19 protein-coding genes are annotated in these 20,232 nt (G+C 39.2%); 15 read left to right on the forward strand and 4 right to left on the reverse strand.

What is annotated here, in order from left to right; translation table 11 throughout:
* From CAL6303_RS13125 to CAL6303_RS13135, 3 genes are read left to right on the forward strand one after another with little or no spacing between them, the layout of a single operon-like run.
* Positions 1-465, forward strand: a complete 465-nt coding sequence (locus CAL6303_RS13125; RefSeq protein ID WP_015198299.1) for a hypothetical protein — start codon at positions 1-3, stop codon at positions 463-465.
* Positions 466-470: 5 nt separating this feature from the next.
* Positions 471-1,529, forward strand: a complete 1,059-nt coding sequence (locus CAL6303_RS30755; protein ID WP_015198300.1) for a hypothetical protein — start codon at positions 471-473, stop codon at positions 1,527-1,529.
* A gap of 36 nt (positions 1,530-1,565) precedes the next feature.
* Positions 1,566-2,063: a hypothetical protein gene (locus CAL6303_RS13135; protein ID WP_015198301.1), complete on the forward strand. Its 498-nt coding sequence runs from the start codon at positions 1,566-1,568 to the stop codon at positions 2,061-2,063.
* A gap of 378 nt (positions 2,064-2,441) precedes the next feature.
* On the opposite strand, the gene CAL6303_RS13140 is transcribed toward CAL6303_RS13135, so the two are convergent.
* Complete coding sequence (locus CAL6303_RS13140; protein WP_015196011.1) at positions 2,442-3,659, reverse strand: ISL3 family transposase; 1,218 nt, start codon at positions 3,657-3,659, stop codon at positions 2,442-2,444.
* Between the two features lie 292 nt (positions 3,660-3,951).
* Between CAL6303_RS13140 and CAL6303_RS13145 the strand changes: the two genes are divergently transcribed.
* From CAL6303_RS13145 to CAL6303_RS13155, 3 genes are all read left to right on the forward strand, one after another.
* Positions 3,952-4,644, forward strand: a complete 693-nt coding sequence (locus CAL6303_RS13145) for a hypothetical protein (RefSeq protein ID WP_015198302.1) — start codon at positions 3,952-3,954, stop codon at positions 4,642-4,644.
* A gap of 87 nt (positions 4,645-4,731) precedes the next feature.
* Positions 4,732-5,364 carry a toxin-antitoxin system YwqK family antitoxin gene (locus CAL6303_RS13150; RefSeq protein ID WP_015198303.1) on the forward strand — a complete coding sequence of 211 codons (633 nt, stop codon included), beginning with the start codon at positions 4,732-4,734 and terminating at the stop codon, positions 5,362-5,364.
* A gap of 82 nt (positions 5,365-5,446) precedes the next feature.
* Positions 5,447-5,986: a hypothetical protein gene (locus CAL6303_RS13155; RefSeq protein ID WP_015198304.1), complete on the forward strand. Its 540-nt coding sequence runs from the start codon at positions 5,447-5,449 to the stop codon at positions 5,984-5,986.
* 307 nt (positions 5,987-6,293) lie between these two features.
* Here the strand turns inward: CAL6303_RS13155 and CAL6303_RS13160 are convergent, their stop codons facing one another.
* Genes CAL6303_RS13160 through CAL6303_RS13170 form a run of 3 tightly spaced genes read right to left on the reverse strand, consistent with a single transcriptional unit; the run spans position 6,294 to position 8,649 of the window.
* A complete protein-coding gene (locus CAL6303_RS13160) occupies positions 6,294-8,069 on the reverse strand; it encodes an SWIM zinc finger family protein (protein ID WP_015198305.1) in 1,776 nt (591 codons plus the stop codon).
* Between the two features lie 41 nt (positions 8,070-8,110).
* A complete protein-coding gene (locus CAL6303_RS13165) occupies positions 8,111-8,287 on the reverse strand; it encodes a hypothetical protein (RefSeq protein ID WP_158333151.1) in 177 nt (58 codons plus the stop codon).
* A 41-nt stretch (positions 8,288-8,328) separates the two neighbouring features.
* Entirely contained in the window at positions 8,329-8,649 is a 321-nt protein-coding gene (locus CAL6303_RS13170; RefSeq protein WP_015198307.1) for a hypothetical protein, read from the reverse strand.
* A gap of 819 nt (positions 8,650-9,468) precedes the next feature.
* Between CAL6303_RS13170 and CAL6303_RS13175 the strand changes: the two genes are divergently transcribed.
* The 9 genes from CAL6303_RS13175 (at position 9,469) to CAL6303_RS13215 (ending at position 20,215) form a co-directional block, all read left to right on the forward strand.
* Positions 9,469-10,029 (forward strand): hypothetical protein, encoded by a 561-nt coding sequence (locus tag CAL6303_RS13175; protein WP_041740526.1) that lies wholly within the window; start codon positions 9,469-9,471, stop codon positions 10,027-10,029.
* A 109-nt stretch (positions 10,030-10,138) separates the two neighbouring features.
* Positions 10,139-10,474, forward strand: a complete 336-nt coding sequence (locus CAL6303_RS13180; protein ID WP_015198309.1) for a hypothetical protein — start codon at positions 10,139-10,141, stop codon at positions 10,472-10,474.
* Positions 10,475-10,489: 15 nt separating this feature from the next.
* On the forward strand, positions 10,490-13,207 hold the full coding sequence (locus CAL6303_RS13185) for a hypothetical protein (protein ID WP_015198310.1): 2,718 nt from the start codon (positions 10,490-10,492) through the stop codon (positions 13,205-13,207).
* Positions 13,208-13,214: 7 nt separating this feature from the next.
* On the forward strand, positions 13,215-13,928 hold the full coding sequence (locus CAL6303_RS13190) for a hypothetical protein (protein ID WP_015198311.1): 714 nt from the start codon (positions 13,215-13,217) through the stop codon (positions 13,926-13,928).
* A 16-nt stretch (positions 13,929-13,944) separates the two neighbouring features.
* Positions 13,945-14,967 carry a hypothetical protein gene (locus tag CAL6303_RS13195; protein WP_015198312.1) on the forward strand — a complete coding sequence of 341 codons (1,023 nt, stop codon included), beginning with the start codon at positions 13,945-13,947 and terminating at the stop codon, positions 14,965-14,967.
* A gap of 124 nt (positions 14,968-15,091) precedes the next feature.
* Positions 15,092-15,880: a hypothetical protein gene (locus CAL6303_RS13200; RefSeq protein WP_015198313.1), complete on the forward strand. Its 789-nt coding sequence runs from the start codon at positions 15,092-15,094 to the stop codon at positions 15,878-15,880.
* Entirely contained in the window at positions 15,880-17,526 is a 1,647-nt protein-coding gene (locus CAL6303_RS13205; protein WP_015198314.1) for a TrbI/VirB10 family protein, read from the forward strand. Before CAL6303_RS13200 ends, CAL6303_RS13205 begins: the two co-directional genes overlap by 1 nt.
* 16 nt (positions 17,527-17,542) lie before the next feature.
* Positions 17,543-18,343, forward strand: coding sequence for a hypothetical protein (locus CAL6303_RS13210; RefSeq protein WP_015198315.1), 801 nt, complete (start codon positions 17,543-17,545; stop codon positions 18,341-18,343).
* A gap of 27 nt (positions 18,344-18,370) precedes the next feature.
* On the forward strand, positions 18,371-20,215 hold the full coding sequence (locus tag CAL6303_RS13215) for a hypothetical protein (RefSeq protein ID WP_015198316.1): 1,845 nt from the start codon (positions 18,371-18,373) through the stop codon (positions 20,213-20,215).
* Positions 20,216-20,232: the final 17 nt, after the last annotated feature.

Consider the following 20,232-nt stretch of genomic DNA (forward strand, 5'->3'; position numbering starts at 1 on the left):
ATGATGAGAAAAATTGCGGTAGAATTTTTGGATGATTCTGAAATTGAAGTAGCCTGCTATGGTGCAGATTCTGATTGGGTCTGTCGATTAACCGATCCGCTCACTCAGCCAAAGGGATCTGTATCCGATGCATTTGCGCCATTTCCTGACTTGGGATTTCTTTGGTTTCGAGAAGTTGATCGCGTGTGGGTCGTTTCTGGTATGGTAAATCGCTTTGTCTTTCAGGATGAAGCCTGGTTCGATGATTTGCTATACCGCATTAGCGACGAAATATACCTGCGGGATTACTCGCCAGCAAGGCGAATTGAGTTTGTGAGTGTTGATGTAACAGTTATGTTTGATGGTGAGCGCGGAAGAGAGAGATTTCCAGGGGGAGAAGTGGAAAGAAAGTGGCAGAAAAAATGGCAGCTTCAACAAGCAATTACCCCTTTAGAAAACAAGGAAGCAACCGCAGGTGAATCGTGATAGAAATGGAATACCCTGGCTGGACAATCTATCTGGGATTGTTAATTGATGATTACCCACTTTTGGTTTTGGCAAAAGACAATGATCTGCGCTTTATATCTGAAGGACATTACCAAAATATCATCCAATTTTTATTGCCCTTGGCAGAACCAGGTGAGGATTTTGTCTATGAGTCCGGCTCAACACGAGTTGAGAGCATCCATAATCAACTACATCAAGCGTTTGTCAGTGGGCAGGAATTTGGTAATGGAGCTATTTATTTCCGGCTTAGGTCAATTTTGGAATATGATGTAGCAATCGATGGTTCAGAATTCCAGCAAGAAATCGAGCGATATCAGCAACGAACAGGATATCCACCAACTGAACCTTTCTGGTATGTAAGTCCAAACTTTGCAGGTTGGGATGGTTGCGGTCACTATATCCCGCAAAGTAGCATTAACAAAATTATTCAAGTTACTCAACAGATTAAAGCAGGGGAGTTAAACTTTCCTTTAGGTGTACAGCTTTTATCAGAAGATGAGTGGGATTTACGGTTTGGCTGGGCTAAGGAAACTGGGTTTGTCCCTAGCGTTCTGCGAAAATTAGAAACAATTGCTGCGGATTACATACAGTTTTTTGCTAATCAAGGGCACTTGTATCAACCCAGTTTAGTAGAACCCTATCGCACAAAATTGCTTGAGGAACTTAATGCTGTCGGATTGCTGAATTGCGAAATACCTGATAGCGTCTATTACCAACTGGGGTGTACTTATCCTCATCTGAGACGATGCATTGATGAGGCTGAATTTCTTTGGATAGTAGGGGATATGCCAATTCAGGAATTTGATTTAAGCTTGGACTGGATGATTTTTGATCCGCTTTACCCAGACGGTATGGATTATGCTGAGTTTCGCGATACTCCAAAGGAGTCGCTACGCGATCGCGCTTTAGCCGTCTTCAGAACTGCTCAACTTGAACAACCTGAAATCTTACTTCTGGAAATATATGATAAGCAGTATCAACTGGTTACTGGATGGGAAGGAGGGCGAATTAAACTGCTCAACTCCATCGAGCTTATGTCCTAAATTATAGAAAATTACTTCGCATTTTTGGCTTAGTATATGAACGTAAACGCTTTACCCATCGATCCGAGCGATCGCTATATTTTTCTCACGGATTTGTGGGATGAACCTTGGACAGCAGAGAATGCAGAAGTTATTCGATATTCACTTTTTCACGATTCAGAACCTTCGATTTGTTCTTTGTGTCCTCAAATTCTCAGTTCTTGGGGTGATCGTAGCTGTGACACTCGCAATGCTTTTTTGCGCTATATTGAAGCACCATTCGATTTTCGGGTGCTGAATGAGGTACTAACGGCGAGTGGTGCGTTGGGCTTTGGGGACAATGAAATGGTAAATGCGATCGCAACTCATATTTGCAGTACCGAATACTGTGTCCCGTTAAATGTCATTGATGCCCTAAATCAATTAAATAACCCGACTCCAACCGTTCTAGATGCCTTGGAAAGGGCGACGACGATTCCCAACAGTTACTATGCGGATGAAATGATTCGCCGTACTGCTGCGGAAACCTTAGGCAAGTTGAGGGCTAAATTATGAAGAGAGATGTTAATCCAGGAGGAAAAGAAAAATAAGCTTTTCAAACTATAAAAAAGCAGAGATTTAGATCGTAGTGAAAAAATCAGAAATAGTTGGTGTCAGCCCAACAGTAATTTAGAAAAAATGTAAGTATTCACAGCTAAACTCATAGCACAAATTGTAGAAGTATAATTATATATAGGAATCCTATTTGAATATTGAACAAAACTCAGTACAGTTTCTACTCACTACTCCCTACTCACTACTCCCTACTCACTACTCCCTACTCACTACTCCCTACTCACTACTCCCTCACCCCAACAGATAGATTCAAAAACCAAACCGGATTCCTATAGTATACAAAACTGATGGTTAAAATTTTGGGTTCTACCGATCCCCTTATGGAAATTTAACACTAAAGTGCCAAGATAATAAGCAGCGTAATCTAAAATTTGCGAAATTACGGAAACCATATCCTAATCTTTTGACTAGCTTCAACTTATTATTAATTCCTTCTACAGTGCCACTAGTTGTTCTTTGTTCAAAATAACCAACTATATCTCCAAACCATCTAAAAATTGTTCTAATAGTTTTCGGAAAGTATAAACTCGAATCATACATCCAATCTAATAATTTTAGTACCCCATCGCCCCATGATTCAGCAGTGTTAAATATATTTCTGAATTTCTCTTTTAACTCGTGCATTTTTGATAGAGTTGGAGATACATTTTGAACTGCTTTTAGCTTTTCTTTTTGAGTCTCATTTAAAGAATCTTCGTTTTTCAACAAGCTATATTTACTTTTTAATAATCCCGCCAATATTCGATCTCTATCTAATTTATTCTTGAGAGAATTTGCTTCTTTTTTTTGCTGTTTACGCGCTGCATCTAATTCATCATTTACCTGTTTCATTACATGAAATCTATCAATAGTTACTTCTGCATTTGGCATCAACTCTTTGACTAAACTTTTATATGGTTTCCACAAGTCTATACTAACTTCTTCAATTTGCTCTAAAACCTCATTACCCATACTCTGCAAAGCTTGAGTCATTTCTGATTGACGACGTGACTCAACAATATCAATTGGTTTTCTTCTGTCTAAATCTACCAATACTCCTAAATAATTACCTTGACCTTTAATTAAAGAAATTTCATCTATACCTAGACGCTTTATTTCACTTGTCTCAAAACTGATATCTGATTCTAAAGAATCTAGCATCGATTGAATTTCTGATTCACTTAAATCATTTCTCTCTGCAACACTACGAATGTTACTGTCTAACACTTGTTTCACTATTTCTATTGCAAATCTTTTAGTATATCCTCGTTGTTTATCGACAAAATCTAAATCCTCACTAAATAATTTTTGACAATTTTTGCACCTAAATTGACGACGATCAATTCTTAATATTACTTGCTGATTACTCCATGGCAAGTCTTTAATATTACGCCAATGATGCTGATGTATACTATGACTAGCTTTACCACATCTTGGACATTTAGAAGATTTGGAGTCAACTTGTATTTCTATGATTAATCCTAAGCCTTCAATATCTTGACAATTTAATACTTTTATCCCTGGTAAATTCAGAATTTGCTCTACGGAAAACTTCATAGCGAGCACCGAAAATTTAATTTATGGCTATTTTACTTGTATTCTCTCACAGATTTGGTATATTTAAAAATCCATAAACCTTTATCTAGCTTGAGTTGTAGCTATACATTCTTGTTAAGTTATAGCCATTTTTTCCCATCTAAATATATTTTTTTTCATAAGGGGATCGGTAGAACCAAATTTTGCTTGAATTAGTAGGTTAATACTTTAAAGTCAATAATCATTATTCCAAACAGCTTTTTTAAGTTTATTATTGACTCCCAATTTTAAAGACTTTTATGGAGTTAGCAATATGTACCTTGCATGGTCATATCAGGGTTCTGATGAAGGAGATGATTGGCAACAACGGCGGGCGCAAAAGCAACTGCGTCCAGGTTTTTGGGAAGACCTGCAAAAGATTCTGGGTGCGTTGCTGCTCAGGCAGATGTTGATACCCGATCGTGTGGTCTGTCGGATGGACGAAGGTGAGCGTGCTATCCTAATTCCTGATCGCTTTAGTGTTGAGTCAAAGCGTATCCTGGAGTATCTCCGTATGAGCGTGGCAGATGAATACATGGAGTCGATCCTGGAGATAGAAGGGAAGACTATGCTAGTTTCCGACAACACAGGGGAATCTGTACCCAAGGTAAACTGTCTGAAAGTCACGGAGTTTGATGGTTTGTCTCAGCGTTTTTCTTTTGTGCTTAATCCTTGGCCCTTTGTCCCGCTCAGACCAATCGGGAAGATGGATTATGCCCTGCAAGGGGGTAGGTGGACGCACAACGCGGTGCGTCTTAGAGCGACCTTAATTACGCTACAATTAGCGCTTTCAGATTGGGAACCTTACCCACACGCCGAGGAAGTGGTGGTAGACAATATCTTTTTGCAGACGGACACGAGTATTTTGGTGCATCCGAATGTTTTGGATCTGGCGGAAATTTTGGACGATTCGGATGTGGCGCAGATGTACCAGCAAGGATTGGAAGTGCTGGCGAAGCGGCGATAAGGCAATAGGCAATGCTGCAATGCTTTTTGCAGAACTCAATTTCTAAGATGTGTTTTTGGGAGAATTCCATTGGGATTATTTGGCTGAATGCGGTACGACGAAGATGGATTGGAAATGCTCGACCTGGATAGTGATCGCGCCAGTTATGATGAGGCGGGTGACTGCCTGCTCCAGGACGGTTCGCCATTTACTGGGTGGGCTTTTGAAAACTATGAGGACGGTCAACTTTATACTCGAATACATTATGAACGGGGTTACCATACTGGCTTGTTTGAAATATTCTATGAAAATGGCCAGATCATGAGCCGTCACGCGGATTACAACCCTGTTGCACGTCAACCGATTATTCGGCAATGGGCGGAGAATGGGCAGATGACCTCTGAGGAGACATACCCCAGTAGGACATGTTTACCAGGTTATCGAAAGTTATGGAATGAGGAAGGAAGGCTCATCTATTATTATGAATCTCCAGCGACTTACCAAACCTTGAAGCACGGTGTTGAAACTTGGTGGTATAAGGATGGTCAGATCCAGGAGCGCAAAGTGTGGTCGTTCGGACTTTGTACGGAGCATCTGCAATGGGCACTGGATGGGAGAATTCTGATGGAAGAACAACTGACCGAAGACAGCCAAGAGTATCGAATTATACATACGCGAAAAGAAAAAGAAGAGGAAATGATAGAGAAATATGGCGAATTACCCATTTGCAATAGTTGCTGAGGACTTTTGTTTGAGTGTAAATTCCAACTATCAGGAGTAAAATGCGATCGCTAATATCCATAAAATTACTTATATCACGACCATGCGCCTATTATTTTGTGTATTAATAAATGCTATTTGTCTATGGTTACTGTGGCTGCGTTGTTATCCTGGCGCAATCGATGATTTGCTATTTATTCCGATTGGTTTAGCGATTGTTGGATTCCTAGTAATGTATGCTTGGCAAAAAGTTTGTGCCAGAAAAAATCGTTCTCAGCCACCGATTAAGCCCTATTTGCTGCGATTGACTAAAGCTACTAAATGGACTGTCTTGGTGACGCTTTTGTTACTACCTACTAATTTAGTGCAATATACCGCTTTTATCCTATCGCAACCAGCATTAAAACACTTAGACCCCAATTGTGTAAAAAATTGTCAGGTTGGTTTTTATCAGTTTGAGAAAGTTTATGATGATGGCAAAGGTGGAATCTATCTTCAGACGAGTAGTTTCTTCTTTCGTTCGAGTGGATTTGCTTATAAACCCGATCCAAAATGGAATATGGGTTTACCAAAACAATCTTATCAATACTATCCTTTCTGGGGTGATTGGCAGCGATTCGAGGAAACCCATGATTGGAATTAGTGTTAATTAATGATGAAAAAAGTCACTCAATTTTTAGCTATTTTGGCTCCGATTGCTGGTGTGATTCTAGTGTTTGCTACTAATACTTCGGGTGGGAGTTCAGTTTGCAATGAAGTCATAGGCAAGGATAGCAGTTTTCCATTGGCAAAGTTTAGTTTTACCGGATGCCTCTGATTACGAAATTCCAGCTATTAAAGCGATAAACTTGTGTGGTTAACCTTAATCAGCTAATTACCCACTGAATCGATGCAGTAAAGCAATCTCACAGTGCATTTGGGATGTCAATGCCCGGTCTGTGACCATCGCCCTATACTTTATTTAGCCCTTTGAATAATTCCATTAATTTACGTTTGCGTCCGTGAATGTTTTCTAATTCTGCGCGATAGCCAGACCATTCGGATTGTTTACCCAATTGTACGTAAGCAGCTTTAACTTTTTTCAACCACCGAACCGCACTATCATAGCGATCGGCTTTTCCCCGATTCATGATTTCTTCTGCCAGTTGCCGTGCTTTTGCAATTACCCAATCGGGACGGTGGGGTATGGCTACATCCATAACTCGCTCCAATGATTCCGAGGCATAATAACCATCGCTGCTAACAGTTGCTATAGCCTCATCAATTAGTTCTTCGTGGAGAAAAATATCAACTTTAGCACTTTTTACATACCAGTTTTCCGACTCCCGCAGAATCTCCAATAAGTCTGGTTTAATTTGTAACCATGCTTCTGCCGCTAAGTGTTCGACTTTTTGATAATCTCGAAACGATGGTTTGGCTTCAAAGGCAACCATACTAGCATTTAGCGCAGTGGCAGTATCTCCCATCCCTCCAGCAAAATCGCTCGTCCAAGAGGCGAATTCGTAGATACAATTTCCTGGTAAATGCAATCCCGATCGCGAAATTCCCAGCGCTTCCGACAAATATCCATCGTCCCGCAATACCATAGCCAGAGCAAAGGCTGTTTCGGCGGTATCCATCTGGGTTTTTGCCGCAGACATGGTTTCTTCAATTCTTCCTAAAGCTGCTAGTCTGGTTAAATATTGCTGCGTCATTCCTTCGGCAAACGCTAAGTTCAAATACTCTGGGTAGCGATTTTGACGTTCCAGGAAATCTAAACGAATCGCTATTAAATCATCAGCAAAATCTGGACGTATATCTTCTTCCCAAAGTTGTACGGAATTATTACCTGCCATGATTTGTTGTAATGGTTCGTAATTCCAACCCTGCTTTAATGCTTCTAGACTCATACCGAAATCTGCGGCAATCTCATCTTGCCAGGATTCCAACATAATTTGCAAATCGCTCGCCTGGGCTTCGGGTATATCTTCGCACAAAATTGCTTCTGTCCAAGCAATATTGAGAGGTTCGGCAATTGAATAACAATCACCACCATATTCTGCTAATTCGTCCCATTCTTCTGCGTATGTAGATGTGATGGCTTCGAGGATGGCAATGGCGCTAGTTCCATCACTTTGCAGGGCAAATTCCTGGGCTTGTTCGATAATTGCGGTTAATTCTTCGGTAAATGGGTCATCTTCGCTGCCATATTCTAATTCTCTCAACCCATCGCGCAAAATCCGCCGTACTTGGGAGCGAATCGGTGTCACATCGATTTCACTGCGGCGTTTGCTACGAGGAGATTTTTTGTTGCTGGGTGGGGAGTTGAGCAAACTGACAAAGGTATCGATGTCATCGATTAATTCTGGGTTTTTTCTCAATAATTCTTGAACTAAACTTTGAGTTTGTAAATGGTCGAGATTATCTAATAGCTGTTCGGGGGTGGGACGTTCTGTGATTGCATTGGATGCACGGGTACAGGTTAATAATGTGGCGACAATATGCTTACACCAGCCATCATAATCGTAGGGACAACTGCAACATGCTAAAGTGATTCCCTCGGCATCAAAGTTTACACTGACTCGATAGGGCTTAATTTCGCTACCTTCTACTGATGCTTGGAGCAAGTTGCCACGTTTTTTCACATCATATACCGCTCCCCGGCGGTAATAATCTTCACCACGACTGTAGGATGAAGCGTTCGAGTTATGGCGAATGATGGCTTCCGAGATAGGTAGAGTTGACATTGCACCCAAGAGTTTTATTGTTAGCCTACGGCAAATAAGGGCTAATTTGGAGTTGCCCTCGATAAATCTTCATACATTGACAAGCAAACAGGGTAAGATTCAGCTTTAATTTGCCGATAATCCTGCTTTTTGCAAAGTTTAAAATCAGGCTTTCCCCGATTGGCGATCGCAAAGCGCTGTTTCTTGGATGCCAGAATGGCTTTTATCAGTTCGCTCATTGTCTCAAACTTGTCCCAGGCTTTCCCTTTACAAATAGCATTCATGGTTCGGTTTGATTCGACAACCTTCTTATCCGGGGCTTTTTCCATCCAGAAGGAAGACATTCTAAGTAGCGTTCAATCGCATTGATGTGTCCCTGGGGATTACTATCTTTGTTTTGTAACCAATCAAGAACCAGGGCAATATTATAGCGAATAACCCTGGAATTTATAGCGACCCAGTGAATATCTTTTTGCAGTAACCCTCCTAATCGATATCTTTTTAAGGTTTCCGCAGATAAGCCAGTCATTTTTGCTGCAATTTGTTTATTCACCAATGGATATTGTGGATATGATGCGGTTTTATTGGGAGAATTTTGCACACTCAAAATCCCTCTAATTTTCAAATATTTACTAAATATGGACTTGTGCTGTTATCGAATCCGCAGATCACACACACATTGAAATTTAGATTTTGAAGAAAGGAAGATACAAAATATTTATGTGATGAAAACTCAGATGTCATGAAACATGAAACTTGACATCAAAATTTGGCGAGTGCAATCAGACTTGGAGCCATGAAGGATTATGAATAAATCATCTTTCTTGAGAATACATCTTGGAAACTAATTTGACATTTCCCCTTCGGGTGAGAACTAATAATAAATATACACTTGTGTATTTATTGACTGAATATTCAAATTAAATATTTGAAGATAATACCGTTTATATATACTCTGAAGAGACTTATAGCGAAAAAATATATCAATTCAAATCTTGAGAATATACGTATTTAATGATGCCAGCGATATCCGAATACTGAAATTATTTTCAGCTAGAAAATACAAATAAGGTTCTGGGAGTTTTTACAGTGATTGTTGTGTGTATACGCTACAAATAGCTCGATGAGTGGTTTGATATAAATTCTCCATGTATTGTCTCAGTATCTACGGAAATGTAAATTGTAATATTCAAAACTGAATCAATTCAAATTAATATAGAACATTAATATTTTGGTGCGATAGAGTACAGTGATTCAGCATTTTTAAGTATTTATTCGTATTCTAAAAGTAATATATCAAACAATTATTTGATGCTATTTTACAAGCTAAAAGCCTCGAAAAATAATCACACAAATGGTTGATGTAAGTTTAAGCAATAGAACGGTATTAGTAGATATAGAAAATTTTGTTGTGATTTCTATGCTTTTGAAACCAACCCCAAATACAGGCTCGCATCAAGGAAATCATGCTCGTTTGTCAGGCTTAATGTTGGCTGCAATTTCTATAACAGTTATAGATGTAGTCATCAATCCAAGTTTGGTTGGAATTACGACGTTGACTGTTTCCACATTCGGAATGAGTTCAATCTTCTTTCGACGCGAGTTAGAAGGTTTCTTCAAAATCATCACAAAATTTTCCCACAGCTACAAAATAACCTCATCTATTTTGATTATTTGGGGTACATTTCTACTATTAGATGTCTTAGCCAGTCCCGTACAAGCACAGTTTTTTCAAAATGCCGAAACTTGGATGACATCACAATTCACAGGTGCAGATACAGCAATTACTTTGTCGTTTAATGTACTGCGAGGATTATTTATCCTGTACTTGGGAATTTCTTTAGTACGGGTTGTCCAAGCGGCAAGGCAGGATGAAGATTGGCAAAATTTAGCTAGAACACCAATGATTATTTTGATTGCGGTGACTATGGGTGATATTCTAGCAAATTTGATTATTGGAGGAGGAGGGGGAGCAGGGTGAGTAGTGAATAGTGAGTAGCGAATAGAGGGAAAGATTTGAGGTTAATTCTACTCACCACAAGCCGCTATGCCTCTGCACTACTCACTACTCGCCACTCACTAATAAAAATATGGAGGAAAAATTAAAGTACCGTAAAGTTAATGTGACTCTTGGGAAGCAGGCAAATATCGGACCATTCCCCGCAGATCAATTAATTCCTTGGGCGATAATTTGTGGACTTTCTTACTACTTGATACATGGTTTATTTCGGCTTAATTGGGTTTGGACTTGTAGTACAGCCGCTTGGGGAATAGCTACATGGTGGATTTTGACAGCCAATGGTAGTTGGCGTATTTTATCCAAATTTGTTGCTACCCCTAATTGGACAAGAATTCGTTGTAAATATCAGCCAATTCTAGATACAAGCACCACTAACTCTAAACTAGTGAACAAAATCAGAAAATAGTAGGTTGTAATGTGAGTGTCATATCAAAAAGTTGGTAAACGTGTTGTAGAAAGTGGAGAAATCAAAACTTCTCTCACTCCTCTAGAAGATTCATTTGCGCCCTTTTCCATGCTGCAAATAAATCTCCAAGGACGTTCAGTTGGTGCTTATCTCCTACGCAAAGGAGTTGATAATTTCCTGATTCAATTTGGATTTGAATGTCCAGGTATTCATTCCACATTACGCAACGAACAAATTGACCCCGTGTTTGATGCAATTGAATCAGGTTTAAAAGATTTACCCGATGGCGAACATTTAACCATCCATCTCAGTTCGTTTACCAACGACACATCACGACAGCAACAACTTCACAATTTAAGCGATATTGCCCCTAACAAAGAACTGCAATATCTCTTGATGGGAGAACGATGCCGTACTCAACAACTAACAAACCAAGGAGTTCGCAAACCGAAAAACCTACGTCTTTATTGCACCTACACCGTTGAAACCAATAGCACTGGCACAAGTGATGTTATTGAAAAAGTTCTCTCGAAATTAGAGCGTTCTTGGAAATCATTCACAGGCGAAATCAACGAACTCCAATTCATCGCTATCGAAAGACTATTACACGCATCCTTTACCGACGGATTCCAACTATGGGAACAACTACTATCAAACAAAATGGGGCTAGATATCCACCCCCTAACTGCCGAACAGCTTTGGGAAAAACTTTGGCAGCGATTCAATGACACACCACCCCGTTCAATCCCCCAACTTCTCACCCTCGATGAAGATGGACTACGTGAGGAAATTTACTCGGATGTTTCTCCCGCATCCCTACTCATGGAGTCCGAATCTTCCATCCCTATTGCGGATCGTCGTTGGGTGCATCTCCAGGAAAAATATATTGCTGCTTTGACTTTTGCTGACAAACCGGGTGGTTGGGTTGATAAAGAACGACAGATGCGTTATTTGTGGGAGGTTTTGTCGAGAGAGCGGATTTACGACACCGAGATTTACTGTCAGTTGATGCGGGCTAATGAGACGTTGGTAAAAACCAATATGCAACGCTTGACCAAACAAGCAAACACATCAGCAGCGATCGCACAAGAGAAGAACTCAGTTGACGTAAAATCTCTACTTAATATCAAAAAATCTGTTGCTGCTCAAGAAGAACTCTATGAAGGTGCTGTTCCAATTCATGTTGCGACTGTGTTTTTGGTATATCGCAAAACCCGCGAACAATTAGAGGAAGCCTGCCGTTACCTGCAATCCTGCTTTCTCCGTCCAGCTTGGGTTGTTAGAGAAACCGAATATCCCTGGCGCATTTGGTTACAAACTTTACCAGTAGTTTGGGAACGCTTGATGACTGCACCTTTTAATCGAAGGTTGCTGTATTTGAGTGGTGAAGTACCGGGATTAATGCCACTGGTGCGAACCAAAGCCGGGGATAGTAGAGGTTTCGAGTTAATTGCAGAAGAAGGAGGAACACCAGTATTTCTTGATTTATATAGCCAACATAAGAATTTAGGGTTGTTTGCCACAACTCGCGCAGGTAAGAGTGTTCTGGCTTCTGGAATCCTCACTCAAGCCTTAGCACATGGGATGCCAGTGGTAGCAATGGATTACCCGAAACCAGATGGAACCAGCACTTTTACCGACTATACCCAATTCATGGGAGTAGATGGTGCGTATTTTGACATCGGTAAGGAATCAAGTAACTTGTTTGAGTTACCAAACTTGCGGGATTTACCAACAAAGTTGCAGCTTGAAAGGTTTGAAGATTACAAAGATTTTCTTGCAAATGCAATCTTGGCAATGGTTTCGGGGAATCGTCGAGGTAGTCAGGAATCGAATGTGCTTACAGATAACGTGCGTTCGCTTATTGCTTTGGCTTTGAAAGCATTTTTTGGAGATGAATTAATACGCGATCGCTATGCGGCTGCATATACTAACGGCTTTGGTTCGGACGAATGGTCTGTAATGCCTACATTGCATGACTTTTTGGGTTTCTGCTCCCACGAACGCTTGCGGTTAGATTCCCTCACAGGGGATACAAAAGCTGCTTTGGAAACCATACGCTTAAGGTTAAGGTTTTGGCTTTCATCACGGGTAGGACAAGCTTTGGCACAACCTTCCACATTCCGCAGTGATGCTCGTTTACTCATCTTTGCACTACGCAATTTATCGAACGATGAAGATGCAGCAATTTTGAGTTTAAGTGCTTACAGTGCAGCATTACGACGAGCTTTAGCATCTCCGGCAAGCATATTTTTCATCGATGAAAGCCCAATTTTGTTTGAATTTGATGCGATCGCGTCTTTAGTTGGTAGACTTTGTGCTAATGGTGCAAAAGCAGGGATTAGGGTTATTTTATCTGCCCAAGACCCCGATACGATTGCCAAATCTCCATCGGGAGCAAAGATTTTTCAAAACTTAACTACTCGGTTAATTGGGCGAATTCAACCCACTGCTATTGATAGCTTTGAGAATATTTTGAAATATCCTCAAGAGATTATTTCTCGCAATGCTACAGAAAGTTTTTTTCCTAAAAAGGAGGGTTTTTACTCGCAATGGTTGCTGGATGATAATGGAGTATTTACTTTCTGTCGTTATTATCCGCCGTTTAATTTACTCGCAGTAGTGGCAAATAATCCCTCAGAACAAGAAAGGAGAACACAAGCATTACTCAAATATTCAGATAAATTTATGGCAATTGCAGAATTTTCTAAGCAATTAATAGAAAGCGAATGATTGAGATATGAAAAAGCCAAATAAATTAGGAATTGCTATAGTTGGGATGGGTGTAATTTCGACAGTAAGTATTTCCAGTGCATCGGCGTTAGAGATATCAAATCCACTTACAAAAGTATTTGACCAGTGGCAAGAACAGTTAAGTTCGATAAATAAATATGTTTCCTCGACTATTTCTCAAAAATTAGGAGACTTGTCTGATTCATTACAGGGAGATTTACAATCAGCAGTGAATGAATCAGTTGGTGCATTGGGTTTACCTGATGCAACAGAAGTAAGGGGGAAAATTGAAGATATTGTAGCTTCAAATGATAGCGCAGTTAATAGTGTTGATAAAGCAACAAATGAAGTTGACCGTCAAATTACTCGTGCTGATTCCGATAGCACTTTGAGCAAAGAAGGTCAAAAACGCACTCAAGAACAAGTTGAAAAAACTCAAACTTCTCTCGAACAAGTTGAAAACTCTGGAGAAGCTGCCCAGGATGAAGTTGTGACGCAAAATGTGATGAAACGTATTGCTCAACAAAACACCCAAATAGCAGGAATGTTGGGAGCGATGCGAACTGATGGTTTAAAATCGAAACAATCTCAAGATTTAGCTAATCTCAACTTGACTAACATTTCCCGTTCTTTAGATGGACAAAATCAAGCACAACAAAAACAGGTAGTTGGACAGGGATTTAATAATTTACGCACAGCGTCACAAGCTAGATTATTTTAATTGAAGATGCACCCGTATGTTCTACTATTTTTTGAGATACGGACTAATTTTTTCTCAAACAAATGCACCAAATCCCGGAGAAGCAGCTTCTACTATTACAGAAGATGGTATTACTGCTAGCGAAGCTGTCGCTAAGTCAATCGATAAGTTGTGGGATGACGTGTTACAAGGAGGATTATACAGTGCGATCGCAAATCTGGGTATCTTCTTTGCAGTTGGTACTCTCCTGATTTTCATCGTCCAATGGACAAAAGAAATGATTGACGGGGACAGTTCCAAGGGATTTACAGAACTAATCTGGACAATCGTCGTAATTGCTTTATTAGCAAATAATGGTCAACCATTAGCGACTGCGACAAAAGGATTGAGAACAGTCATTAATCAAACAAATCAGACCCTTTTGGCTTCCACATCTGCCTCCATTCAACTCCAAGAAGCTTATCAGCAAATAATGCTCAAAACTGGAAAAGGAGATGCAATTCAATCACTTGTTAATCAATGTAATGCGATCGCAGACCCCACACAACAAGCTGAATGCTTACAAAACGCTGCTGCACAAGCAAAGGAGATTGAAGCTGATTTAGACCAAGATAATCGTCCTGAATGGGTGAAAAGCATCAGTGATTTTTTCAACACTAACATTTTTCAGTTAGCGGTGAGAGGTTGGTTGTTTGCCCTAGCGATCGCATTCCAATGGATAATCGAAGTTTGTATGTTGTTAACCGCGCTATTGGGACCATTAGCTGTCGGAGGTTCCCTACTTCCAGTTGGTCAAAAAGCGATTTTTGCATGGTTAACAGGTTTCTTTTCGGTGGGAATGATAAAGCTTTGTTTCAATATTATTTCTGGTTTGGTTGCCACAATGGTGTTGAATGCCGATAATAATGACCCGATGATTTTTGCATTTGCAATCGGTGTTCTAGCTCCAATTTTATCTGTACTTCTAGCCGCAGGTGGAGGAATGGCAGTTTTTAGAAGCTTTTCCAGTATTGCGAGTTTTGGTCTTTCTAATTTTGTCACGAGAATGGTTAGCAAATGAAGCTATTAGCGGTTAGCTAATAAATCAATTTATTTGATAATTAATCAACAGATTCTCAGGATAAAACAACATTATTTTCCCAAGCTAATGGCTAATGGCTAACGGCTAATAGGCCATAATAGTTATGAACAATCTAAATTCAGAATCTACTCAACATAAAAGACTTAGATTTTTAAATCGTGCATCTAAAAGATTCTCAACTGGCGATACTCTAGCATTATTTACAGTTGGAACTTTCGGATTACATCTGATTACCTTCTTTCTCCTGATATTAATCTACGGTTCCTACTCACAATTGAGTAAAAAGCCACCACCCTCTTTGGTGCAGTTGGAAACGGGAAAATCAATAAAAGTAGCACCATTGGGAAATAGCGATCGCACTCCACAAGTAGTATCACATTTTGTCTCCGACACCATGACTTTAATGATGAATTGGTCGGGAAATTTACCACCTACCAACGTTGAAGAAAGTACAAAGCCGAAACCTGATAAGGGAATCAGTATTGGAGAGCGGGGACTCAGGGGAAATAAAGTGACATCGGCAGCATGGCAAGCATCCTACGCATTGTCAGAAGATTTTCGTAAAGAGTTTTTAAAAATGCTAGCTGACATGACACCACCAGGAGTTTTTAAAAGTAAAACCCAAGTTGTTTTAGTCCCACTTTCAATCCAGTCACCAATAAAAATTGAAGAGGGTAAATGGAAAGTAAAAATGATTGCCAATCTAACTATATTTGATCAGGGTAATAATTTAGGAGAAGTAATACCCTTTAATAAAGAGATATTTGTTAGAGCAGTCGAAGCTCCCGAATCTCCAGCAAATATTAATGGTTTAGCCGCCGTAATTTATCAAGTTCGTGCTAGTGGATTGGAAATTTATGCAATTCGAGATTTACCACAGGAGAATTTATAATGCCAGAACAGGAAACGGAAAATCATGAATTGAATGGTAATTGGGATGAAGCAAGTTTTGCAAAATTACTTGGTTTAAATGATGAGAATCAATTATCAAACCAAACAAAACCTGTTGCTTCAGAAGAATCACCGGAAGTAGAAATAAATAGTCAAAATTTAGCTTCTAACCCAGTTGCTACTCATGAATTATTTGATGATCCCCAAGTAGGTAAAACCCAGCCGACTTTTTACGGTAATCCTTTCGCCAAATTTGGTGCAGTGGGTTTAGTAATGCTCGTTGTTTTCGGTGCTGCTGCAACGGTTTTAAATAGTATTATGTCGGGTAAACCCAAGATTGCACCTACGATTGCTAACCAGGAAGTAGATAAGCCAAAGATAGAAATTGCTGATAATTCTCAAGCAACAGAAACAGGAAAACTTAAAGCTGAATTAGCACTCTCTACCCAAGCTGACAAAATCAAATCAGTGGAGCGTTCCAAAAGTCCTAAAACCCAGATTGTCAGACGCAATACTCAAACAATAAATCAGCGCAGCAAAACTGTATCTTCTCAGATTATTCCAAGAGAAGTACCAAGAAATCAAGTTGCTTATATACCGCGTTCAATCCCTCAAAGAGTTAGCTACAAACCTCGTAATATTCCTTATACATCGAGAAATCAACCAGTTAAAAATCAAGTAAATCCAGCATCTGTGTCTAAATCTTTAACCAAACAGGAAAAAGATATTAACCCAATGGAGCAATGGAGGGAAATTAGCAGTTTGGGAAGTTATGGAAATGTTGAAATTGCATCTAATTCTGAATCTCTGCCAAATAATACGACTAATACCACACTTAATGAACAACAAGCACCAAGTATTCCCAGTGCTACTTTAATTTCAGTAACATCAAATTCAAATCAAATAGTTCCCACAACTAATGATTTGGAAATTGAACCACTTCATGAAGAAGAAGCTTTAATTATTGGTAATCCAGAAACACAACAATTAACAGTAGGTTCATCTAGTTCTGGAAAATTAGTGACACCTTTAATTTGGACTAAAAATCAGCCTAATAGTGCTGCTGTTAACTCTGCCAAGCAACCACAACAAGATAAATTTATCATTCAACTTTCTAAACCTTTAACTACCAAAGAAGGTTTGGTTATTTTGCCAAAAGCAACACAAATAATAGTTCAAGTCAAAGATATTCAGAAATCAGGATTTGTTGAACTGGAAGCGACAGGAGCGGTAATTGATGGGAATGAATATATATTACCCGAAGGAGCGATCGCAATTCGGGGTAAATCTGGTCAACCTTTAATAGCTTCTTCCTGGGGTAATAAAGGTGGAGAAATCGCTTCACGGGATGCGGAAACCTTTGCGGTTGGTTCGTTAGCAAAAGTTGGTAAGGTTCTCAATCAACCCAAGGAAGAACAAACCTCAACGAATAGCGGTTTCGGTGGTACAACTTCTTTCTCTTCAATTAGAAGAAATCGTTCCAATATTTTGGGAGCAGTTTTGGAAGGAGGATTTGAACCCTTAACCCAACAGATATTGCAGCGCAATCAACAAGCATTACAGGAAATTCAACGGAGAGAGGATGTTTGGTTCGTCAAAGCGGGTACTGAGGTTCAAGTGTTTGTCAATCAGACATTTCAGTTTTAAATGGAGGCAATAGGCAGTGGTTCGACAAGACTTAGGTGTGAGCGCTCAGTTGAACGCTCACCAACAGGGCATTAGGCAGTGGGGAAATATAGTATTTGCTTGCTTTGTATCGTTACCTTTATTTAATTTATCACCAACAATTGCTGCTGAAATTAAACAAGGTGTAAAGCAAGTTTCAGCAGATATAGCTACTAATAATAGCCCTCAACGGATACCAAAAATTGAATTATCACCAGGATATGGGGTGAATATTTCATTTATTAAAAGTGGTGAAATAGTGGAAAAAGTGTGGTTAGATAATCCTTCATTTGTATCCCTGGATGTTGATGGTTGTCTAACTGGATTATCACAGCAATGCCAAGAACAAGGAGCGACAGTCATACACTTGCGGCAAATAAATCGGTTAAAGCTGCCGCAGTTACCGAGCACAAGTACAAGTTTACTAACTGCGATCGCTAAAGGTAAATCGGGACGAAAAGTATATTTATTTCGAGTAGCAGTAGGGAATAAAGTACCGAATTATCACACGATTGAAGTTATCTCAACTATAAATACAATTCCAGAATCTACAAATTTTTCAAGCATCAATAATATTAGGAATTTACAGAAAATTAGCCGTGGTTTGATTATTGCCCAAAAACAACGCTTGATTATTCCTGAATCAGCTTTGTGGAACAGGATTGATAACTTTTTAACGAATCTGAGAGCGGGAGAATCAATAAATATTGCTGCTCACAATAATGGAATTTCAATACAGTTAGTGAATCGATTAATTGAATTAGGAAATACTGAGACTTTTATAAATCATGCAAGATAATCCATTAAAGAAGGTAGGTTTGAGAAAATGAAATTAAAAAATAAGTATTTATCATCTATTACAGGATTATCTTTATCACTAGTAGTTTCTGGGATAACTCTAATTTTATGGCAACAACAAAGTATATCTAACACTCTACCAAAACAAACAGAAATCCCCACTATTAATTGGCAAAAAACTCGTCTACCTGATTGGAATAAAATTACTTTTTCAAATATGCCAGCAATTAGCGAACCTGGCTCATTTCAAGCACCTGCAAATGTCAAAGATAAATTAGGATATGATCCCTCTCGTAGTTGGAAGGCTGGACAAAAACCAGATTCACTTACAATGTTGGGCGATTTTCAAGATTCATTCAAGTTGCAAAAATTATCACTGACTGATATTTCTCAAATTGCGAATCTGGATTTAGAGAAAATTAGCTTGGATGATTTTGGTGTAATTAAATTGCAAACTTTAGATACTTTGGTCAAAGCTATTCCAGAGTTAAAAGATTTTCCCATCTCCCAAGTCAAACCAGTTTTAGATTTACTTTCGCAAAATTTATCAACATCTTTCGATACTAACCAAACCATTGGCAATTTACTCAAACAATCACCTCATTTAGCTAAGTTAAGTTTTAAATCCTTGAATTTAAAACCCCATAATCTTGATTCAATTCCTAATTTATCAATAACTGCGATCGCAAGTTTTGATAAATGGCAAGGTGTGTATATTTCGGAGATTCCCGGACTAAATAAAGTTCCTTTCTCCCAGTTTCCTAACCCCATCAACCCAGTTGGTGCAGAAGTTGGAATAGTTGATGTTGCCTTTGCAACCGATGAACAAAAACGAGAACGAACTATCTCCGGAAGTAACAAAGAAGGTTTCGCTGTACCCTGTGACAAAGATTGCGCTCATACTGAATTATCGGGTTCCCCTGCGGTAAATGGAAAAGCTTGGATTAGCGGTAAATATCAACTAGTTAAGGGTGGTAAGGGTATTCTCGGTTCTATTAACGGTGGAAAGGAACCAACAGGTAGGAACCCTTTTGGAGATGCTTTTAAAGTAGCAGTTTGGGATGTTTCGGAAGTTGATGGTATGATTTCTCAGTCATTATTTTTCCGAGTCTGTATGCGGAATAATTTCGTCGATTTGGGATGTACCCCCTATTTTATCGGTCCCGTTCCGTTTATGACTTATAAAGAAAAAGAACCGATATTTTTGGGTAGAATCGACAGCGAACGCAACTCGATTTCTAATCCCACAGGACTAAAAAGTAGTGGTTTTAGATTTAATCATTCTCCCATTACTAGCAATATAAATAAGGATGCTATCGCTAATTTAATCCCAGCATCAAAAGAGAATTGCAAAAATATGCATGTATCTGGTGCAAATATTGATGCTCTGAGTTTGGCTTTATCAAGCACGCAAAATAATTATAATTTTGTTGGTAATTATGGGTGTAATTCCTCTGGAAATTGTGGACGCGCTATTGGTGCAATGCAGTTGATGTCGTCAAATCCAGATGTACGGAAAATTATTGCGAATAAAGCTGGTGGTCAAGGATTTTTATCAAAGTTAGATTCTGGAGAACAAATTACTGGTGAGGAAATGACACAGTATTTTTCACCGTCCGAACAACAAACTTTAATTGAGTCCAAGACGAATGATTTACTATCCATAACATCGCAACAAATTGACCCGACTACAGGTAAAAACTTTACTGGAGATAGATTAATTGAACGTGCGGCTCAAATGCAGTTTGCAGGTACAAATATTGTAATCGATTACCAAGCTATTAACCCTAGTGATGTAAAGACAGTTAAAGAGTACGGAGAAAAAGCAAAAATAAAATACACGCAGAATTTACAATCCATGAATTGTTTGTAATTTTATCTATGTATTTA

It is taken from the genome of Calothrix sp. PCC 6303 (assembly GCF_000317435.1).
In the GTDB taxonomy this organism is placed as follows: domain Bacteria; phylum Cyanobacteriota; class Cyanobacteriia; order Cyanobacteriales; family Nostocaceae; genus PCC-6303.

Excerpts from the sequence above, each read along its gene's own strand:
- CAL6303_RS13195 (WP_015198312.1), top strand. The coding sequence starts at position 13,945 with ATGTTCTACTATTTTTTGAGATACGGACTAATTTTTTCTCAAACAAAT.
- CAL6303_RS13160 (WP_015198305.1), bottom strand. The coding sequence starts at position 8,069 with ATGTCAACTCTACCTATCTCGGAAGCCATCATTCGCCATAACTCGAAC.
- CAL6303_RS13165 (WP_158333151.1), bottom strand. The coding sequence starts at position 8,287 with ATGAGCGAACTGATAAAAGCCATTCTGGCATCCAAGAAACAGCGCTTT.
- CAL6303_RS13140 (WP_015196011.1), bottom strand. The coding sequence starts at position 3,659 with ATGAAGTTTTCCGTAGAGCAAATTCTGAATTTACCAGGGATAAAAGTA.
- CAL6303_RS13190 (WP_015198311.1), top strand. The coding sequence starts at position 13,215 with ATGAAAAAGCCAAATAAATTAGGAATTGCTATAGTTGGGATGGGTGTA.
- CAL6303_RS13205 (WP_015198314.1), top strand. The coding sequence starts at position 15,880 with ATGCCAGAACAGGAAACGGAAAATCATGAATTGAATGGTAATTGGGAT.
- CAL6303_RS13175 (WP_041740526.1), top strand. The coding sequence starts at position 9,469 with ATGCTTTTGAAACCAACCCCAAATACAGGCTCGCATCAAGGAAATCAT.
- CAL6303_RS30755 (WP_015198300.1), top strand. The coding sequence starts at position 471 with ATGGAATACCCTGGCTGGACAATCTATCTGGGATTGTTAATTGATGAT.
- CAL6303_RS13145 (WP_015198302.1), top strand. The coding sequence starts at position 3,952 with ATGTACCTTGCATGGTCATATCAGGGTTCTGATGAAGGAGATGATTGG.
- CAL6303_RS13180 (WP_015198309.1), top strand. The coding sequence starts at position 10,139 with ATGGAGGAAAAATTAAAGTACCGTAAAGTTAATGTGACTCTTGGGAAG.
- CAL6303_RS13215 (WP_015198316.1), top strand. The coding sequence starts at position 18,371 with ATGAAATTAAAAAATAAGTATTTATCATCTATTACAGGATTATCTTTA.
- CAL6303_RS13200 (WP_015198313.1), top strand. The coding sequence starts at position 15,092 with ATGAACAATCTAAATTCAGAATCTACTCAACATAAAAGACTTAGATTT.
- CAL6303_RS13135 (WP_015198301.1), top strand. The coding sequence starts at position 1,566 with ATGAACGTAAACGCTTTACCCATCGATCCGAGCGATCGCTATATTTTT.
- CAL6303_RS13150 (WP_015198303.1), top strand. The coding sequence starts at position 4,732 with ATGCGGTACGACGAAGATGGATTGGAAATGCTCGACCTGGATAGTGAT.
- CAL6303_RS13155 (WP_015198304.1), top strand. The coding sequence starts at position 5,447 with ATGCGCCTATTATTTTGTGTATTAATAAATGCTATTTGTCTATGGTTA.
- CAL6303_RS13125 (WP_015198299.1), top strand. The coding sequence starts at position 1 with ATGATGAGAAAAATTGCGGTAGAATTTTTGGATGATTCTGAAATTGAA.